General features: G+C 39.9%; 15 protein-coding genes. 13 read left to right on the forward strand and 2 right to left on the reverse strand.

The annotated features are described in order from the left end of the window. Window positions 1–502: 502 nt before the first annotated feature. Entirely contained in the window at window positions 503–1,558 is a 1,056-nt protein-coding gene (locus tag MTF68_RS00005; RefSeq protein WP_248461278.1) for a DUF2066 domain-containing protein, read from the forward strand. Then, on the forward strand, window positions 1,558–2,268 hold the full coding sequence (hda, locus tag MTF68_RS00010; protein ID WP_004587231.1) for a DnaA regulatory inactivator Hda: 711 nt from the start codon (window positions 1,558–1,560) through the stop codon (window positions 2,266–2,268). The genes MTF68_RS00005 and hda overlap by 1 nt, the downstream gene beginning before the upstream one ends. Before the next feature lie 57 nt (window positions 2,269–2,325). On the opposite strand, the gene MTF68_RS00015 is transcribed toward hda, so the two are convergent. Continuing rightward, on the reverse strand, window positions 2,326–5,148 hold the full coding sequence (locus MTF68_RS00015) for a hypothetical protein (protein ID WP_248461279.1): 2,823 nt from the start codon (window positions 5,146–5,148) through the stop codon (window positions 2,326–2,328). 263 nt (window positions 5,149–5,411) lie between these two features. On the opposite strand from MTF68_RS00015, the gene pheS reads away from it, so the two are divergent. The 3 genes from pheS to ihfA are packed head-to-tail and all read left to right on the forward strand — an operon-like array spanning window position 5,412 to window position 9,097. Next, on the forward strand, window positions 5,412–6,392 hold the full coding sequence (gene pheS, locus MTF68_RS00020) for a phenylalanine--tRNA ligase subunit alpha (RefSeq protein WP_004587232.1): 981 nt from the start codon (window positions 5,412–5,414) through the stop codon (window positions 6,390–6,392). A gap of 15 nt (window positions 6,393–6,407) precedes the next feature. Next, window positions 6,408–8,795 carry a phenylalanine--tRNA ligase subunit beta gene (gene pheT, locus MTF68_RS00025; RefSeq protein WP_248461280.1) on the forward strand — a complete coding sequence of 796 codons (2,388 nt, stop codon included), beginning with the start codon at window positions 6,408–6,410 and terminating at the stop codon, window positions 8,793–8,795. 2 nt (window positions 8,796–8,797) lie between these two features. Then, a complete protein-coding gene (ihfA, locus tag MTF68_RS00030) occupies window positions 8,798–9,097 on the forward strand; it encodes an integration host factor subunit alpha (RefSeq protein ID WP_002960690.1) in 300 nt (99 codons plus the stop codon). A gap of 89 nt (window positions 9,098–9,186) precedes the next feature. Here the strand turns inward: ihfA and MTF68_RS00035 are convergent, their stop codons facing one another. After that, on the reverse strand, window positions 9,187–9,987 hold the full coding sequence (locus tag MTF68_RS00035; protein ID WP_004587234.1) for a DUF2989 domain-containing protein: 801 nt from the start codon (window positions 9,985–9,987) through the stop codon (window positions 9,187–9,189). Between the two features lie 174 nt (window positions 9,988–10,161). On the opposite strand from MTF68_RS00035, the gene MTF68_RS00040 reads away from it, so the two are divergent. From MTF68_RS00040 to MTF68_RS00075, 8 genes are all read left to right on the forward strand, one after another. Then, window positions 10,162–11,604 (forward strand): glyceraldehyde-3-phosphate dehydrogenase, encoded by a 1,443-nt coding sequence (locus MTF68_RS00040; RefSeq protein WP_004587235.1) that lies wholly within the window; start codon window positions 10,162–10,164, stop codon window positions 11,602–11,604. Window positions 11,605–11,921: 317 nt separating this feature from the next. Next, window positions 11,922–13,049, forward strand: coding sequence for a M14-type cytosolic carboxypeptidase (locus MTF68_RS00045; RefSeq protein WP_248461281.1), 1,128 nt, complete (start codon window positions 11,922–11,924; stop codon window positions 13,047–13,049). A gap of 158 nt (window positions 13,050–13,207) precedes the next feature. Beyond that, the gene (locus MTF68_RS00050; RefSeq protein ID WP_004587237.1) at window positions 13,208–14,875 is read left to right on the forward strand and encodes an AGCS family amino acid carrier protein; all 1,668 of its coding nucleotides are present in this window, start codon (window positions 13,208–13,210) and stop codon (window positions 14,873–14,875) included. Between the two features lie 59 nt (window positions 14,876–14,934). After that, a complete protein-coding gene (locus tag MTF68_RS00055) occupies window positions 14,935–15,261 on the forward strand; it encodes a hypothetical protein (RefSeq protein ID WP_004587238.1) in 327 nt (108 codons plus the stop codon). 1 nt (window position 15,262) lies between these two features. Further along, the gene (locus MTF68_RS00060) at window positions 15,263–15,544 is read left to right on the forward strand and encodes a DUF1315 family protein (RefSeq protein ID WP_004587239.1); all 282 of its coding nucleotides are present in this window, start codon (window positions 15,263–15,265) and stop codon (window positions 15,542–15,544) included. Beyond that, the gene (locus MTF68_RS00065) at window positions 15,534–18,215 is read left to right on the forward strand and encodes a DUF349 domain-containing protein (RefSeq protein WP_121637274.1); all 2,682 of its coding nucleotides are present in this window, start codon (window positions 15,534–15,536) and stop codon (window positions 18,213–18,215) included. The genes MTF68_RS00060 and MTF68_RS00065 overlap by 11 nt, the downstream gene beginning before the upstream one ends. A 93-nt stretch (window positions 18,216–18,308) precedes the next feature. Continuing rightward, entirely contained in the window at window positions 18,309–18,866 is a 558-nt protein-coding gene (locus tag MTF68_RS00070) for a DUF1439 domain-containing protein (protein WP_029773554.1), read from the forward strand. 115 nt (window positions 18,867–18,981) lie between these two features. Continuing rightward, window positions 18,982–20,301 (forward strand): AarF/ABC1/UbiB kinase family protein, encoded by a 1,320-nt coding sequence (locus tag MTF68_RS00075; protein ID WP_248461283.1) that lies wholly within the window; start codon window positions 18,982–18,984, stop codon window positions 20,299–20,301. Window positions 20,302–20,310 lie beyond the last annotated feature (9 nt).

Genomic DNA, 20,310 nt, shown 5'->3' on the forward strand with positions numbered 1-20,310 from the left:
TTGCCAGGCTCCAAATAAGAGAAACCCGTTACAGCGATGTAACGGGTTTTTTGCTGTCTGGGATTTAATAAATAGCCGAACTCAGTAGTGAAACGAAACAGCTCGAAGGCGAGCCCGGCCAACGATAGTGTAGCATTTGCTATGCGCCTCTCTATACCGCTGTGGGCACCCCGACATCGCCAGGCTCCAAATACAAGAAAGCCCGACTCGAAAGAGCCGGGCTTTTTTACGTCTACAGAAAAGTAAAAAATACATTCCAGATATTATTCGCACAGTCTCCACCACCTCCGTAGCGTGGGTTGAGTATCACGAAACCCGCGGATAAGGCTCATCCCACCAATCACAACCCATTTTACATATAGCTAAGTAGCAGTTTGTTTCAGTATTTAAGCTTTAAGAAAAACAATATTTATTCAACATAGCTAGATTACAAATATAATTTTGCTTTGTTACTGGCTTTGATTTAGGATCAAAATAGTTTAAAACCAAGAACTAATAGCCAGTGTATAGATTATTAATTAGTGCCATATCATTTATATTTTGTTTCTCTGTATCGGCAGTTGAAGTAACTGATCTGTATCAAGATATATTAAAAGTCGATGATAAAAGTCGAGACACGCGTTTAGCCGCTAGCCGCAAAGCATTACTCAATGTATTAGTAAAGGTAAGCGGGGATGAATCTGCTGATCAAAATAAGCTTGCTCAGCAACGCACCAAAAACATTTCTGATTACATGCTCAAGTTTGAATACGACGAAAAAGCAAATGGACAGCTTAATCTAGTTGTTAAATTTGAAGCGCGTAAAATAAATGAATTAATTAAAGAATTAAATTTACCTCTTTGGGGCGTCCAGCGGCCATTAGTTGCTATTTGGTTAGGTATTGAAGATAACTGGCGTAGAGAGCTTGTTACACAAGAAAGCTATCCTCAGTTAGAGCAGCTTATATATGACAAAGCCGGTCGACGTGGTTTACCCGTTGTAGTGCCGCTATTAGATTTACAAGACAGACGTTTGGTTGGCATTCCTGAAGTATGGGGTAATTTTTCAGAGCCTGTTGAAGAGGCGTCGCGCCGTTATAGTGCAGAGCGAAGCATTACAGCAAGAATGTATCAAGAGCCCGACAGCGAAACCTGGATTTTAGACTGGCGTTTTACTAATGACGATTTATTCGATTCAAACCGTCTTGAAGGTGATAAACAGCAATTAGTAGGCCAGATGATAGACAGCTTAGCGTTGGGATTAGCCAATGAATACGCTATCGACCCTAACGCGTATTATGAACAGGCTGCGGCTACGCTCACCTTAAAAGGCACTCAAAGCTTTGTCGATATTGAACTTGCAAAGCGTCGTCTACAAAGTTTGAGTGTAGTGACGCAAGCAACCATAATGCGCAAAACCCCAGAATTTGTTGAGTTTAAGCTTAACCACACTGGCAGTGTGGGCGATCTTAAAAAAGGCCTTGGTCTTGATAGTGCCTTTAGAGATTATGTTGACCCTCGCGCATTTTACCATGTTGTAGACAAAAACAGTCTTGAGTATCAGTGGGTCGGTGAGTAATGCTAAGTGCTGAGCCAATGCAAATGGCACTACCAGTCACCTTACCTGACGATGAAACATTTGCTTCTTATTTTGGTGGGGAAGACTCTTTAGAGGTAAACCACCTTAAAGCGAGCTTTTCAAAGCTTGCCAACAAATTTCAGTACACTTATTTGTGCGGCTTAGGCGATTCTGGTAAATCCCACTTATTGTACGCAACCTGCATACAAGCCCAAGAGCGTGGTTTGTCAAACATGCTGTTGTCTATGCGTGAAGTTATCGACTTTGGCCCTATGGTGTTAGATGGTTTAGAAGCACTTGACGTATTATGTATTGATGATGTGCACTTAGTCGCTGGCAATGACGCATGGGAAAAAGCCCTTTTTAACTTTTTTAATCGCTTTAACGAGCCCGGAAAAATGTTAGTGGTTACGGCCGATTTGCTCCCTGACATGCTTAATATCACCTTGCCCGACTTAGAGTCTCGGCTAAAGTGGGGAACCACCTTTCAAATTCGTTCAATGAGTGATGATGATAAAGCACAAGCACTGGTTAAGCGAGCGCATATGCGTGGGCTTGAACTAAGCGATGAATGCGCGCGCTTTTTATTGACTCGCTTGAGTCGTGATATGCGTGCTTTATTAGACGTATTAGACAAATTAGATCATGCATCAATGGCCGCACAACGAAAATTAACTATTCCTTTCATAAAATCAACGCTAAAGCTATAAATGTATAATCGTTAGTTGTTAATGCTCGACCAAGTTTGGCCGAGCGTGTTTTCTAAGTTATTTTCTAAAAATATTAAGGCTGAACCTTTTATTAATATAAAGTGTTGCCAAAATAAGGTATATAAGTAGCCCCATTGAACCACCTGAACCATTTCTTGATTCTTCAACAATGCTATCGCTGCTAGCTTTAATGTTAATACTAAAATTCCATGTGTAGTTTTCAAAACCATTATCAACAATTAATTTTATATTACTGACCATCCCTACATCTTCAACGCTGGGAGTTCCAAACAGCACGCCAGACTCCTCATCGACTGTTAACCAATCAGGGCTGTTTATAAGAGAAAAGTTTAAAGGGAGTGAGTTTGGTTGCTCTACTGTTGGAATAAACTCAAACTCTTCATCATTAGGTAGTTCAAATTTCTCAGGTATTTCATTCAGGATATCAGAAAGTTCATAATTGTATAGGTTTAGCACAGCTAATTCTCTTCCTATATAGGTATTATCAACCTTAGCATCTTCTGCATTTAGCACTAGCTTAGAACTATTTGTTACCAATGGGTTTATTACACTTAAGCTAACTTCTAGAAAGTTATTGTTAGAATAAATTTCAGAAACATTAGAAAAATCTTTAGAAATATCATAGATTTTTAAAATTCGATTATTAATTGAGGTTAATTTAAGTGCTGAACTGAAAGGAATTGAAATTAGCTTATCACCAATTATATCTTTCAGAGAAAGATTACTTACTTCTTCTGTGTCATGATCTAGCTTGTAAATGCTGTTAAACGAACGAGGTACGAAGTATAAATCTTCGTTATAGCTAAAAATATTAGTAATCTGTTCTTTTTTCTCACCTGTGTCATAGAAATTGATTTCACCACTGTCTGTCGAAGATAAATCGTAATACCACTGAGAGCCGAAAATATACACACTATCTTTTTGTTTATAGACGCAATTCTCGCATTTATAATTGTCGGTTATCCCTTGGTTTTCAGCAGAGAAAACAGTATTGAAGTTGTCCTCACTTAATTCATAAAGAGTTAAATTATTTTTGTCATATGCATATACAATATCATCGTTATGCATGAACCAAATGTAATCCCTTAAAAAGTACCTAGTCTCAATATTGTTATAAGCTTTTAACTCTTCTAATTTTTGAGTACTCCAATCGTACTGCCATTTTTTAATTGAATCACCTGAGTCTTTAGAGATAAAAGTAAAGTTTTCAGTGAAATGAATCGGGGTAATTTGCTTTATCCCTGTGAGCTTTTCATGTTGGATGAATGTTTTAGTATTAACATCAAGAGTAATAAACTCATTCCAATGTTTCAGAATGAGTATGTTGTTATGGCTTTGCTCAGGAAAAGCATCCGTGAACTCTGTATCACCGAGTTGGTTTAAAGTATTTGCCTCGGAATCCAAATACCATAGAGTGTACTTTGAGTTATCTTTTGCAATAAGAAAGAATTTTTCACCAGCAAAATCGAAGGCTCGAATATCTCTTAAGCTCGAATTTCTATCAGTCAAAGCTTCCTCAACTCTAAGCTCAACTTCCGATAAGGTTGCTGAATTTCTATCAAACTCCCAGTAATCTTGATTCTGTGAAAATAAAATTGAATTTGAGTCTGTGGCTAAAATATCTATTGCGTAGTTTAATGAAACAGGAAATTTAAATAGATGTTGTATAGTGCCATCTAAAGATAGTGAGCTGAGATTTCTTGTTCCGTCGTCTTGGATACCAACGATAAATGCTTCATTATTCGAAATTTCAGAGCTTGTATCAACGATGTTATCCATAAGAATCTCTGTCGTTACTAAAGATTGGGTTTCATCGTCAAAGGTTATCATTTCAAATTTTGTTTCGCCTAATTGTGTATCTGTAGCTAAATTTAATAACCTAAACTGTTCATCTATTATTCCAGTGCCTAAAATATGTGTGTATGCACGTGGCTTGTTATCTTCGATAATATCAATAGCAGACTTGTTTCTTGAAACTAATAGCCGATTCGTACCATATAATTTGTTTTCATCATAGACATATACTGTGTCAGTTTTAGGGTTTGCAGCAAAGTGAAGTAAATTGTCTCCGCTTTGTCTTGAAATAGTTAATTCTGCAGTGAAGTCACGGTTGTATCTGTTAAATGTACCATAATTTCCACTTTTACAACCCGATTTTACTTCACATTGGAATGTATAAACATAAGAGCCAGCATCAATAACTTCCGAAACATAGGGTAGCGCATTTCTTCCTATGTCAATGTGTATGATTTCTTGAGATTTATTTGTAGCAAAGTTGTAATGAATCAAAATACCATCAACATTATATCCATTTCTGTCATACAGCTTATTAGTGCCTAAGTCTTGTAGCCTGTTGTAGTAAAAACGCGTTTTTGCAATGTATAAGTCGTTCTCATTGATATGTAAACTACTTGAGTTACAACTCACATCTCTCAGTAAGCTTTTAGCCTTACTTCCTTCAAGTAAAAAGAGCTCACAACGGTCATTTTCACTTAACTGGTTGAATATAAATTTCCTACCATTTATTCTAGCGTAATTCACGACTTTAGGAGCATAGTTGTTAAATTTTTCTCCTATTGGTGTAGATTTCTGGCTATTTCGGTCATAAAACCATATATCTTCACGAAATGTATTTCCATCATCTTGCTGTGCGACAGAATAAATAATTGAATCTTCATATATATCAATTATTTCAGTGTTTCTTTTTTTAGTTGCTTGTGTTGAGCTTATATCGAAAACAGATAATTTTTTACTATCTGTGTTTTTATGATAGGTAGTAGCTATACTAGTAGCATGAGACATAGAACCTATAAATAGAGGTATTGCTAGTAGTAAATGGCATTTGGTAAATATGGCCATACGAAGTTCCTTTTCTTAATAAAACACTAATTTATCATTTAACTTATTACTATTCTAGTTGTTTTATTTTGGCAATAGATCAATTTTTTGGTCTAACATTTTTGCCTTTCGATGATGCCAATAATGGCTTGCACAACGAAAATTAACAATTCCCTTCATAAAATCAACGTTAAAGCTGTAGTAGGTCTAGAATCTAGACCCTGCTTTCAGTTATCATTAGTCAACAAAATTGTAATCACCTTCTGTGAAAGATCAGGTATCGAATGAACTTAGAAAATATTTTAGCGCAAGCACTTGAGGCAGTTGCCAGTGCCAGTGAAATCGCGCAACTAGAAGAGATCAGGGTTAATTACCTTGGTAAAAAAGGCGAAATCACAAGCTTACTTAAAACACTGGGTAAAATTGCTCCTGAAGAACGCAAAGAAGCAGGCCAAGTAATTAACCAAGCTAAGCAAGATGTACAAGCAGCCATTAACGAAAAGCGTGAGCTCTTAGCAAGTAAAGCGCTTGAAGAAAAGCTAGCAGCTGAAACAATTGATGTAACTTTACCAGGGCGCGTAATGCCTACGGGTGGCCTTCATCCGGTAACACGCACAATCGAGCGTATAGAAAGCTTTTTTGGCGAGCTAGGTTTTGAAGTTAAATCAGGCCCAGAAGTAGAAGATGATTTTCATAACTTTGATGCGCTAAATATTCCTGAGCATCACCCAGCGCGCGCTGATCACGATACCTTTTATTTTAATCCTAAGTTAGTACTGCGTACCCAAACAAGTGGTGTGCAAATTCGTACTATGGAAACAGAGCAACCGCCACTGCGAATTATTTCGCCAGGTCGAGTATATCGTAACGACTACGACCAAACGCATACTCCAATGTTTCATCAGGTAGAAGGTTTAATGGTTGATACTGATGTAAGCTTCACAGAGCTTAAAGGTATTTTACACGACTTCTTACGTAACTTTTTTGAAGAAGACATGGAAATTCGTTTCCGTCCTTCATTCTTCCCATTTACAGAGCCTTCAGCTGAAGTAGATGTTATGGGTAAAGACGGCAAATGGCTTGAAGTATTAGGTTGTGGCATGGTTCACCCTAACGTACTTAAGTCAGTAGGTATTGACCCAGAAAAATACACTGGTTTTGCTTTTGGTATGGGCGTAGAGCGCTTAACCATGCTGCGCTATGGCGTAAACGACTTACGTGCATTTTTTGAAAATGACTTAAAATTCCTAAACCAGTTCCGTTAAGAGTGAAAATATAAAATGAAATTTAGTGAAAAGTGGTTAAGAGAGTGGGTAAATCCTGCTATTGATACGCAAGCTCTTTCGGAACAGCTTTCTATGGCTGGCCTTGAGGTTGATGCAGTTGAGAGCGCGGCAGCGGATTTTAACGGCGTAGTGGTTGGTGAAGTGGTTGAGTGCGCACAGCACCCAGATGCAGATAAACTTCGCGTTACTAAAATCAATGTAGGTGGCGATGAGCTACTTGATATTGTGTGTGGTGCGCCAAATTGTCGCCAAGGCATTAAAGTAGCTGTTGCAACAGTGGGCGCTGTTTTACCGGGCGACTTTAAAATTAAAAAAGCCAAATTACGCGGTCAGCCATCACACGGTATGCTGTGTGCTTTTGTTGAGCTAGGTATTAGCGAAGAAGGCGACGGCATCATGGAATTGCCAAGCGATGCGCCAATTGGTACAGACCTGCGCGAATACTTAGGCCTTGATGACAACATAATTGATGTTGACTTAACCCCAAACCGTGGTGATTGCTTGGGTATAAAAGGCCTTGCACGCGAAGTAGGTGTATTAAACAGCATTGATGTAAACGAGCTACAAATTCCAGCTGTTAGCGGCACTATTGACGATGAAGTATCTATTGAACTTGTTAATGCTGATGCGTGTCCGCGTTACTTAGGGCGTGTAATCAAAGGCATTAGCCTTGATGCAGAAACACCGCTTTGGATGGTTGAAAAGCTTCGCCGTAGTGGTATTCGCTCAATTGACCCTGTTGTTGATGTTACTAACTATGTATTACTAGAACTTGGCCACCCAATGCATGCATTTGATTTAAATGCAATTGAAGGCGGCATTAAGGTTCGCAGCGCCAATGCAGGCGAAGAGTTAGTATTGCTTGATGGCAATACTGCAAAACTGAACGAATCAACACTTGTGATAGCCGATCATAATAAAGCCCTTGCGATTGCCGGTATTTTTGGCGGTGAGCAATCAGGTGTAACAGAAAAAACGTCTGATATTTTATTAGAAAGCGCGTTTTTTAACCCAGTCGCAATTGCAGGTCAAGCCCGTAGTTACGGCTTACATACCGATGCATCACACCGCTATGAGCGTGGCGTAGATTTTACCCTGCAACACGATGCAATGGAGCGCGCAACCGCTTTATTACTTGATATTGTTGGCGGTGAAGCAGGACCTGTTGTAGAAGCTGTGGCTGCTGATAAACTGCCAAAGGTGACAGAAGTACGCCTACGTCGTGCGCGTTTAGACAGAGTAATTGGTCATCATATTGACGATGAGAAAGTGACTGATATTCTGACTCGTTTAGGGTTAGACGTTAAGTTTGAAAACGACAGCTGGAGCGCTGATATTCCAAGCTACCGCTTTGATATTCGTATTGAAGAAGACTTAATTGAAGAAGTTGCTCGTGTTTATGGTTACAACAGTATTCCAAATGTTGCGCCAACCGCAAAATTAAAAATGACTACACATGACGAGTCAACAATTGCGCTAAGTAAGTTTCGAAATACGTTAGTGACACGTGGCTACCAAGAAGCAATTACGTACAGCTTTGTAGACCCTAAAGCACAAGCTATTATACACCCACAAAGTAATCCGCTTATACTGCCGCACCCAATTTCAATTGAAATGTCGGCTATGCGTGTAAGCTTAATGCCAGGGCTTTTAGCATCGGTTGCGTATAATCAAAACCGTCAACAACCACGTATTCGTTTATTTGAGCATGGTCTTAAATTTATCAGCGACGACAGTGCAGAAAATGGCCTGCAGCAAGTCCCTGTCATTGGCGGTGTGATCACTGGCCTTGCACACGGCGAGCATTGGGTTGAGCAAAAACGCAACGTTGATTTTTACGACTTAAAAGGTGATGTTGAAGCCTTATTAGCAATCACCAACGATACAAGCCGTTTTGAAATTAAAGCAGAACAGTCAGACGGTTTACACCCAGGCCAATCAGCAGTTATTTATATTGAAGGTAAAAAGGTAGGATTTTTTGGTGCTCTTCATCCTCAAGTGCAAAAATCGTTAGATATCAATAACGCAACTTTTGTATTTGAAATAGAAATGTCTGCAATAGAAAAAAGAAATTTACCGCAAGCTGTAGGGGTTTCAAAATTCCCTTCAAACCGCCGCGACATCGCGATTTTAGTGGCTGACAGCGTTAATTCAGGTGATATTTTAAGCACAATAGAAAAAGTTGGCGGAAATCAATTGGTTGACCTAAACTTATTCGATGTGTATAAGGGCAAAGGTATTGAGCCAAATTATAAGAGTTTGGCGATTGCTCTAACACTGCAGGCGGTTGATAGAACACTCGAAGAGAAAGATATCAATCTGGTAGTTGATAACGTGGTGGCCACATTGGCCGAAAAGTTTAATGCATCGTTGAGGGACTAGATATGGCGCTTACTAAAGCCGACATAGCTGAACACCTATTTGAAAAGCTCGGGATCAATAAAAAAGATGCCAAAGATTTAGTTGAAGCGTTTTTTGAAGAAATCCGCTCAGCGCTTGAAAAAGGCGAGCAGGTTAAGCTCTCTGGATTTGGTAACTTTGATCTTCGTGATAAAAAAGAAAGACCAGGCCGTAACCCGAAAACAGGAGAAGACATTCCTATTTCGGCGCGCCGCGTGGTGACCTTTAGACCAGGTCAAAAGCTTAAAACCCGTGTAGAAGTGGGCACAAGCAAAGCAAAATAAAAAAGGGCAGCGTAAGCTGCCTTTTTTATTTAAAAAACCATCTGGCATCATGTTTTAAAACACATTTATTGCTAGGGGGTTTTGCTTACCTAAAATTCTCGCGGCGATACAAACTCACCGTTTTGTATTTGTTCATACGTTTGTTGAGCAAGGGCATCGAGCGCATCTAAATTTTTACCATCGCTCATCAGTTGGTGCTCAATGGGTAGTAAATCTATATTCTCAATGCCAGCGCTTTGCGCCACTTTCGAAAAAATGTAAGCGTGCTTATATTTATCATGTTTATAAAATAAGCTGATTAACGAGGTATACACTTCAGGATTTGGCTGTTGGCCTTGTTTATTTAGCTCAAGGGTTTTATATAGCAAATCAATTGTTTTTTCATCGTCAAACTTAATGTAATAAGAGGCTAGATAAAACTGCATTTCTGCACTGTTGGTTACGCTTTCATCATTTTCCATTGCAAGTAAACGAGTCAGCGCACTTTGCTCATTGTTACGTGACCAATGATAGTAAAGCAAACCTGGGTGGTTAGTGTTTTTTGTGTCTTGATAAAGTCGGGTCATCTCTTTAATGCTAGTAAGCTGACCTTCAATACGCGATGTTGTTTTAGACTTTAGTTTAATATGTTCTATTTTTGCGGCTAAAGTAATACATTGATTATACGACTCAAACCCCTTAAGCAATTGGTATTTGTTTTCATCTGTGGGTTTTTTATATTCTATATAGCGTTTTAAAATAACCTCAGAGCGCTCATTTTTACAATGGCTATCTTTATTTAAATCACTACAAAAGCCAGGTGTTTCTTTACAAACCTGAGCGAGAGTCAGTGGTTCTTCGCATCCTGTTAACGCTAGCATTGTTAGTATTGCGCTTGCTCTTAAAACCATCCCTTAACCTCAAATGAATATATACATTACTATTCTAGCCCAATCATTTGTGCGCTAACAGTAGAGAATAACTTTAGATTAACTTAGAATAGCCCTGCCTGAAGTGCATTACTCTCAAAATCTAATGCATTTTTAAAGGCTATCCGTTCAAAATGATTAAATTAGGTAAATAAAATGACCTCATCTCACGAATTAGAATATACAAATAGTTGGCAAGAACGCCAAGATTACGCTGAAAGCATGCAACCTATCATTGGTAAGCTTTATCGTAACCGTGGCATAGAAATCGCTGTATATGGCCGTCCTCTCGTTAATGCCAGTACTATCGATATTATCAAATCACACAAAACTGTAGCGCAATTTGAAGGCACTAAATTACGTTTACGCGAAAGCTTTCCGTTTTTAGAAGCCATTAGTAAAATGGAGCTAAACTCAGCACGTATTGATATTGGTAAACTTGCTTATAGCTATTTGTACAGCGATGCTGCTAATGGCCGCACAGTTGATGAATTTGTTAAAGACGAATTAGCCGAAATTGCAGACTCACCAGCCAAAGAGCCGCGTGATGTTGTATTGTATGGCTTTGGTCGTATAGGGCGTTTGTTAGCACGTTTACTAATCGAAAAATCAGGCCCTTATGCCGACTTACGTTTACGCGCAATTGTGGTGCGTGGCGGTAAAGAAGGCGACCTTGAGAAACGTGCAAGCTTACTGCGTCGCGATTCAATTCATGGTCCATTTAATGGCTCAATCACAATTGATACGCAGCGTAATGCAATTAAAGCGAATGGCAGCTACATCCAAGTGATTTATGCTAACTCGCCAAGTGAAGTTGATTACACCGCTTACGGTATCGAAAATGCGCTCGTAGTTGATAACACTGGTATTTGGAAAGACGAAGCAGGCCTTGGTCAGCATTTAGAGTCTAAAGGGGCTGCAAAAGTACTATTAACAGCACCGGCTAAAGGCAACATTAAAAACATTGTTTATGGTGTAAATAACCAAGACATTAAGCCAGAAGATAAAATCGTGTGTGCAGCAAGCTGTACCACCAATGCGATTACGCCAACCCTTAAAGCATTAAACGATAAGTTTGGTATTAATAACGGCCACGTAGAAACCGTACACTCTTACACAAACGATCAAAACCTTATTGATAATTACCACAAAGCAGAGCGTCGCGGACGTGCTGCTGCACTTAATATGGTAATTACCGAAACAGGCGCAGCTAAAGCGGTATCTAAAGCGCTTCCTGAGCTTGAAGGTAAGCTAACAGGTAATGCGATTCGTGTGCCTACACCTAATGTGTCGCTTGCTATATTAAACTTAAACCTTAATAGCAGCACCTCTGTTGAAGAGCTAAATGCGTTTTTACGCGAAACAGCACTGCATTCAGAGCTGCGTGACCAAATTGATTACACCGCATCAACCGAAATTGTATCTACCGATTTAGTCGGTAGCCGCTACGCAGGTGTTGTAGACTCGCAAGCAACAATTGTTGAAGGTAACCGCGTTGTTTTATACGTATGGTACGACAATGAATTTGGCTACAGCTGCCAAGTAGTTCGTTGTATGCGTGATATGGCCGAAGTTGCTTTCCCAAGCTTACCTCGCTAATTTAAACGCAATTATACTAAGCCAGCTTTTTTGCTGGCTTTTTTAGTCGCGTTATATTTTTAAAGTGCACCCTGTGTGGTAGGCTTTAATTATTGAAATGCTTATTTGATTTCGTTCAATAATGCATTTTACTATTTAACCTGCAATCTGCTTGAGATAGCTTAATTATCCACAGTACAGGTTTTTAAATAGTGTCAGTTCTGCACTTTTAGGGCGCTCTTTTTTGTAATTTAGTGACCAAAAATAGAGTCAATTTAATCCAAAATATCAACGTGCCTAACAAAGCAGATAAACTTATTCTACCTTAAGGTTTTTTCATGAAAATCAGCAGCAATTTTGATAGTGGTAACATAAAGGTTATCGAAGCCAACGATCCGTTAAATATTCAATTAGAGATAAACAACGATCACCAGTCTGAATTTTACCAGTGGTTTCACTTTCGTCTAGAAACAACGCCTTATCAACCGCATAAGTTAAACATTAATAATTTAGAAAACTCTGCCTACCCAGATGGATGGGAAGGCTACCAAGCTGTTGCCTCATACGACCGTCAAACATGGTTCCGTGTGCCTTCAAATTACGAAAATGGCACGCTTACATTTGAACTAGAGCCTGAATGCCCCAGTGTATATTTTGCTTACTTTGCGCCATATAGCTACGACCGTCATTTAGATTTATTAGCCTGGGCGCAAAGCGAAGAGCTTTGCCAATTAGAAACATTAGGTGAAACGCTTGATGGCCGTGATATGAGCGTGCTTAAAATTGGTCAGCCTAGCGAAGATAAAAAAACAATCTGGATCACAGCGCGCCAACACCCAGGCGAAACTATGGCAGAATGGTTTGTAGAAGGGCTATTACACAAACTACTAGATGATGAAGACCCGCATGCCGCTGCTCTTTTATCAAAAGCTGTATTTTATGTAGTACCAAACATGAACCCAGATGGCAGCGTACGTGGACACCTTCGTACTAATGCAAAAGGTGTTAACTTAAACCGTGAATGGCAAACGCCTAGCATGGAAAATAGCCCAGAAGTGTATTTAGTACTGAATAAAATGCGCGAAACTGGCCTCGATATGCATTTAGATATACACGGTGATGAAGCTATTCCTTATAACTTTGTGGCGGGCAGTGAAGGTATTCCAAGCTACGATGACCGCTTAAAAGACTTAGAAGATAGCTTTAAAGCAGCGCTGCTTACTATAACGCCAGAGTTTCAAGATGAGCACGGTTACGATAAAGACGAGCCGGGCAAAGCTAATTTAACAGTTGGCTCATCTGCAACGGCAGAAGAATTTAAAGCACTTACTTACACAATTGAGATGCCTTTTAAAGACAATAACGACTTACCAGACCCAGATTACGGCTGGTCAGACCGCCGCTCGTATCAATTTGGTCAAGATACTTTAGCGGCAATCGTAAATGTCGTTGATAAATTAAGATAAATTAGTATAAGGTAAGGGCAACATTAAAATGTTGCCCTTTTTTATTACAAAATTAACAAATAATAAAAGTGCGCAATAGCTTAGTTATCGTATTACCTAGCTCTGAGTAAGTAATAAACAATCAACAGTCTCAAATAAAATAATAAGAGGTATTTAGCGTGGATGCATTCGGACAACTTTTAGATAGCCTAGATGGCATGTTAGGGGGCGCAGTTTGGTTTCCCTATGTGCTGCTAGGAGTCGGTCTATTTTTTACTATTTATTTAAAGTTCCCACAAATTCGTTATTTCAAACATGCGTGTAAAGTAGTTACAGGCAAATTTGATAAAAAAGGCACTGAGGGTGACACAACTCATTTTCAAGCACTGGCTACTGCGCTCTCTGGTACGGTAGGTACAGGTAACATTGGTGGTGTAGCCTTGGCTATTTCTATTGGTGGCCCCGCGGCATTATTTTGGATGTGGATGACGGCATTTTTTGGTATGACCACCAAATTTGTAGAAGTTACGCTTTCGCATAAATACCGCGAAAAAACCCAAGATGGCACCATGGCGGGTGGCCCTATGTATTACATGGATAAACGCCTAAACATGAAGTGGCTTGCTATTTTATTTGCCGTTGCCACTGTAATTAGCTCTTTTGGTACGGGCAGTTTGCCACAAATTAACAACATAGCGCAGGGTATGGAAGCCACATTTGGTTTTGCACCTATGGCAACCGGTGCTGTGTTATCTATTTTACTTGCGTTGGTTATTTTAGGTGGTATTCGTCGTATTGCTGCTATTACATCCCGCGTTGTGCCCATTATGGCCGTGATTTATATCATAGGTGCGTTAGGTGTTATTTTTTATAACATTGAAAACATCGGCCCTTCGTTTGCGTCAATATTTGTTGATGCATTTACAGGCTCTGCTGCAGCCGGTGGCTTTTTAGGTGCCTCTTTTGCGTATGCATTTAACAGAGGTGTAAACCGTGGCTTGTTCTCAAATGAGGCCGGTCAAGGTTCTGCACCCATTGCCCACGCATCGGCAAAAGCTGATGAACCTGTGTCTGAAGGCATGGTGTCAATTTTAGAGCCGTTTATCGATACCATTATTATTTGTACATTAACAGGCTTAGTTATTTTATCGTCGGGTGTGTGGAATGAAAAATTCGAAACACATTTTGAACGATCGTCAATGAGCATTATTAAAGGTGACTACTCAGAAACCAACGAAGCGCAGCGCCAAGAGCTATACAATTACCTAAACGGTAACGATAGCAAGGTAGAGCTATTCAACGGCAACATTGATGTAGTTAATGGCGAGCCAACAAGTAATGGCTTTACCGTATTACATTCACGCTCAATTGGTGAAGACATACGTTTTGGTATTACCGACAAACATAAGTACACTGGTATTGTTGAAGTTAAAAACGGTATGCCAACCGACGACAGCATTAGTTTAATTGGTAAATCGTTAGTGCACTCAGCAGAGCTGACAACCAAAGCGTTTACCCGAGGCTTTTTTGGCGATAGCGGCCAATACATAGTATCGATAGGCTTATTGTTATTCGCGTTTTCTACTGCCATTGCGTGGTCGTACTACGGTGACCGTGCCATGATTTACTTACTTGGTAATCGCTCAGTTATGCCGTATCGCGTATTTTATGTTGCAGCGTTCTTTTGGGCTTCGTTTGCCGATACCACTTTAGTATGGAAATTAGCAGCCGTTGCAATTGTCGTTATGACCTTGCCTAACTTATTTGGCATTATGTTATTGCGCAAAGAAATGAAACAATCCGTAGATGACTACTGGGTTAAATTCAAAAAAGACAACGAGCAATAAAACAAGTACAATAAAAGGCGCCGCAAGGCGCTTTTTTTATGCGTAGTATGGAGAGTAGTATGGCGATTATTCATTGCCCCAAATGTGCAAAATCAATTTCAGATAAACATCAGCAGTGTCCGCATTGCAATAGTAACATTGGCGCGCTTAACTCTGAGCAGGTACAACAGCTTCAGCGCGAACAGCGAATTAAAAAACAGCAAATGTTTATGAACCATTCTTTCTTGGCGCTCATACTATTTTTAGGTGGCTTTTTTTGCTTATACTTTTTACAACCCGCAAAAGAAACCCTGCAATGGTACGCGTATACAGTAGCGATTGGTGTTGGCTGTATTTGGTACTTAGTAAACCGCGTTATTTTAGTGACTCTAAAAAAGAAAAGATGACATGAATATTGACAACCTTGTACAAAATATAACCCCAGAATTATTTGAGCGTTTACAGTACGGTGCTTCAACCGGCAAATGGCCCGATGGCACGCCGCTCTCTGATGAGCAAAAGCAACAAACGGTGCAACTTGTTATGCTTTACCAAGCTAAAATAGCGCAATCAAACGAGCAATTTACCATTGGCGCTAATGGCGAAATGATCCAAAAGACAAAAGCACAACTACAAAAAGAATTTAAATCAGAAAACGAAATAGCTAGGTTTAGTGAACATGATCTTTAAACACCTTTTTACACCTAAGTGGAAACACCCAAAGCAGCAAGTTCGTCTAGACGCAATTGAAAAACTTGATGTAGAGCGCGACGCATCAATTTTAAGCACATTAGCGCTGGAAGATAACTCAGCCGAAATACGCCGCAAAGCATTACAAAAAGTAAATAACTTACCACTGTGGTGGAAAGCCTATAAACAAGATCACGCGCTAAAAGATGTAGCCGAAATACAAATTTCAAACGCAGTGTTAAACAACGAAAGCGCACTGAGCACGCAAATTAAAAGTGAGTATATAGACCGTTTTGCACCGGTTAAAACACTAGAAAAACTCGCCTTTGCAGAGAAAGAACTGCAAGTACGCGTTAAACTTTTAAAGCGCTTAGCAAATCCTAAATTAATTGAAAAAGCGTTTAAAGAGGGCAGCGAAGAGCTTCAAAGCCAACTTGTAGAGCTCGTTATAACGCATCAACTTATTAAACCATTAGTAAAGCACGCTAAAGGCGATGCTAAGCAGCAGCTTGAGCAACACGTTGAAAACGAACGCTTAGCGATTGAAATGCCCGCTCAGGTAGAGAGCGCAACACGCGTTATTTTAGCAAAGCTAAATGCCCTGCGAGATAAAAACGATTACGCCATAGTAAACCCACAAGCCGGCGAATTAATGGCGCAGTGGCAAGCACTTGAACTTAAATGGTTAAGCGAAGAGCACGTTAAAGAGCTAGATAAAAAATACATCAGCATTACCGATAAACTCGATGCGCATATTGCTACGTTAAAAGCTCAGCACGAGCAACAACAGCAGCGTTTAGCCGAGCAACAACGTCAATTATTAGCCCTGGCAACACTTGAGGCATTGAGCGAAGAAATAGAAAACGCGTTGCAATTAGGCTTAGAAACCCCAGAGCAAATTCAGCAAGATTGGTTAGAGGCTAAAGTAGCGCAAGCTAAGCAAACGTTAACCGATGCCCAACACGGCGATAACGCACAAACTAAGCAAGTTATTACAAAGCTTGAAAAACTATTCAATCAGGTGGCTAAACTACCAGAGCTTAGTAGCGCAATTGCACAGTATAAAATTGCATTTGAACAGCTCAAAGAAATTGAGCCTGCGCAGCAGCTAGCTGATTACGATGATGTTTTAACTCGTTTTAATAACGCATTTAAACAAACTCGTAGCCATTTAAATGTGGTTGATGGGACATTGCAGCAAAACTTTAAATCGCAATTAAATACGCATAAAAAGCAGTTTTTAGCGCAAATGAGTGAGCTGACAAAACCGCTTGAAAAAAACCAAAGCACAGCCAAACGTAAAGCACGCGATGTAAAACGCCTTATTGAGCAAGGCCGCTTTAATGTTGCTTTTGGTGTATTTAAAGGCTTTGAAGAGTTGTTTGATAAGTTAACACCGCAATTTCAGCAGCCACTCGTAAACTTAAAAGCCGATTTAGAAGCACAACTTGCAGAAGCAAAAGATTGGCAAAAGTACGCAGCCGCGCCAAAACGCGAAGCCTTACTTGAAGAAGTGGCAGGGTTAGTCGACCAGCCGTGTGACGACCCACAACAGCGTGCTGAGCAAGTTAAAGCGTTTCGTAAGCGTTGGAACGAGCTTGGCCGTTTAGATACAGAGCAAGAAAAACAACAAGGTGAGCAGTTTGATAGCAACATAGAGCTGTTGTTTGCACCGTGTCGTAGTTACTTTGCCGAGCAAGAAGTGGCGCGCGAAGCTGCAAAAGCCCAGCGTGAAGTACTGATAAACGATATGCAAGCACTAAGCGAGCAAGACACCGCTATTGAAAGCTTTGATTGGAAGCAGTTTGAAAGCCAATACAATCGTTTAAATAAAGCGTGGCGTAGCGTGGGTAAAGTTGACCCTAAAACATACCGCGTATTAAACGAAAGCTTTAAAACACAGCAGCAGAGCGTTCTTGCTATATTAAACGCGTACCATAAAGGCAATGCAGCACAAAAAAATGCCTTAGTGGAACGCGCCTCAGCGCTTTCGCAAAGTGAAGATTTAGCTGCAGCATGCCAAGAGTTAAAGCAATTACAACAGCAATGGCAAAGTATAGGTTTTGCAGGTTTAAAAGCCGAAAATGCGCTGTGGCAAAAGTTTCGCCAGTATAACGATGAAACCTTTAGCAAACGTAGCAGTGAGTTTGAGCAGCAAAAGCTGGCTCAAAACGAAACAGATAAACAAGCTGCAATAGAACTGGCTGAGCTAGAAAGTGCCCTTGAGCAAGTAAATCAAAAAGCCCAATTGCATGACCTAGAAACCAAAGTAAAAGGCTACGCACAATATAAATCGCTTGCGTCAAAAGTGGCAGCATTATTAAGTGCTATTGACGAAAAGCTAGCTTTACTAACAAGCCAAGCGCAGCATGCGCAATTTGAAGCGCTGATCACTGCACTTGAAAACAACGATGTAGTGCCAAGCCAATTTCAAGCTCCGTTAGCGACGTCGCTTAGTAGTGAACAACTTATTACAAGAATGGAAATTCTTGCCAATGTAAGCTCGCAAAATGCAGCGCTTAGAATGGCAGAGCAAGTCGCCATGCTTGATGATAAACACCGTGGTGAGCATGCTGATTTAAACTATTATTTAAAGCAGCTATTAGCGCTCAGTAAGGGTTCAGTTGAGCCTGACACACTAGCTAAAATTAAAACTATTTTTACAGCATAATATGTAATTAACTTGTATTAAATACAGGTATTGCATAATAAAAGCCGCTGTTTAAGCGGCTTTTTTATAATTACAACTAGGATAAAGGTTAGCATGAGAATTTTATTACTGTTTTTAACCACACTACTTTTAAGCGCATGTAATTCTACACAAGGCGTGTCTGTTTACTCATTTACCAGCTCAGAAGTAGAAAGTGTGCTAGGTAAACAGTTGCCTAAGTTAAGCGAAAAGGTGAGCTTAATGGGGCTGCCAGTGCAGTTTGATGTAAACGATTTAAGTGTAAATATTGGTCCAGATAACCGTGATGTAGTAGTACTTGGTGCAGACTCAAGTGCAGAAATAAATGCATTTGCATTAAAATACCCAGTACGCTTAAAGCTGCAAATTGAAGGCAGCCCGTTTTACGACAGTGAAAAAAAAGCCGTGTTTTTACGCAATGTTAAACTACTAGATTCGAGTGTGGATGCTGGTGGCTTTAAAGGTAATTTAGCGGCGCTTGATAATGAAGCGATGGAAGTAATTAATGCCTTTTTAGCCCTCAACCCTGTTTATACGTTAAATATGGATGACCCTAAAATGATGCTGCTAAGCAAATTACCCCTTGATATGAAAGTGGTTGAAGGGGCAATTAAATTAGTACCGCGCCTTTAATATACAGCAGACCGCTTGAGATAGTTTTATTACCCAAACGTTTGGTTAATTAGATCGAGCCCAGTAAAATGTACGTATTAATTAGCCTGTTTCTCAGGCTAATTAGGTTTTTATAATGGCAGCTTCGCGCAGCATACCTACCTCAAGACTCTCTCGATTTGCAAAGCTTGGCTCCTTAGCCGGTGGTGTTGCAACCAACATGCTTATAGATGGCACTAAAAGTGCGCTCTCGGGTAATGGTTGGAATAATAAAGCTTTACTCTTACAACCTAAAAACATAGAAAAACTAGCTGTTCAGCTAGCACACCTTCGTGGTGCTGCCATGAAACTAGGGCAATTACTGTCTATGGATGCTGGCGAGCTATTAAGTCCTGAACTTACTCAATTACTCGCATTGCTTCGCGCTGATGCAAACCCAATGCCGCACAATCAATTAGTTAAGGTACTTAAAAGTGAATGGGGTGAAAACTGGCTTAATCGTTTTTCGCATATTGAACTTAGGCCATTTGCAGCGGCGTCTATTGGCCAAGTGCACTTAGCTTATCAAGAAAATGGTGAAAAGCTGGCGGTAAAAATTCAATACCCAGGTATAGCGCAAAGTGTACATAGCGATGTAGACAATGTTATTGCACTATTAAACATTGCGCGGTTAATCCCTAAAGAGCTTGATATACAGCCACTAATAAATGAGGCTAAAGCGCAGCTACTTGCCGAGGCTGATTATGAACGCGAGGCACATTACCTTAACAGATACGGTGAGTTGCTAAGCCAGCACGTTAATTTTAAAGTGCCTAAAGTATATGGTGTTCACAACACTAAACGCATTTTGGCAATGGAGTATGTGCAAGCAACGCCTATAGAAGCGCTTAGTAATTTACCTCAAGGTGAGCAAAATAACATTGCAGCTAGGCTCATAGATTTATTTTTTAAAGAAATGTTTGAGTTTAAGCTAATTCAAACTGATCCTAACTTTGCTAATTTTCATTATCAGACCCAGAGTAAGCAAATTGTGTTATTTGACTTTGGGGCAACCCGAGAGATCTCGAGTAAGTTGAGCAAGGCTTACCTGTCACTATTTATTGCAGGCACTGAAAACAATAGGGCGGGCGTGTTAAGCGCAGCACGTGAAATAGGTTATTTTAAAGATACCCTACTAGATTCTTACAAAAGCCATGTTATTGATTTGTTTTTAATGGCGTGTGAGCCGCTAAGAACCACTGGCGAGTTTGATTTTAAAAACAGCCCCTTAGCAACGAATATTAAAAATGCAGGGCTAGAGCTAAGCGCACAGTCGCAGCAATGGCATACACCGCCCGTTGATGCGTTGTTTATACATCGTAAGCTAGCTGGGCTTTATTTAATTGCGGCAAAGTTAAATGCAAAAATAGATATTAACGCTTTATTTAAGCCTTATATTAAAGGCCACTTTATTTAACTGTTTAGC

Source organism: Pseudoalteromonas sp. 2CM37A (assembly GCF_023161885.1).
GTDB lineage: Bacteria > Pseudomonadota > Gammaproteobacteria > Enterobacterales > Alteromonadaceae > Pseudoalteromonas > Pseudoalteromonas atlantica.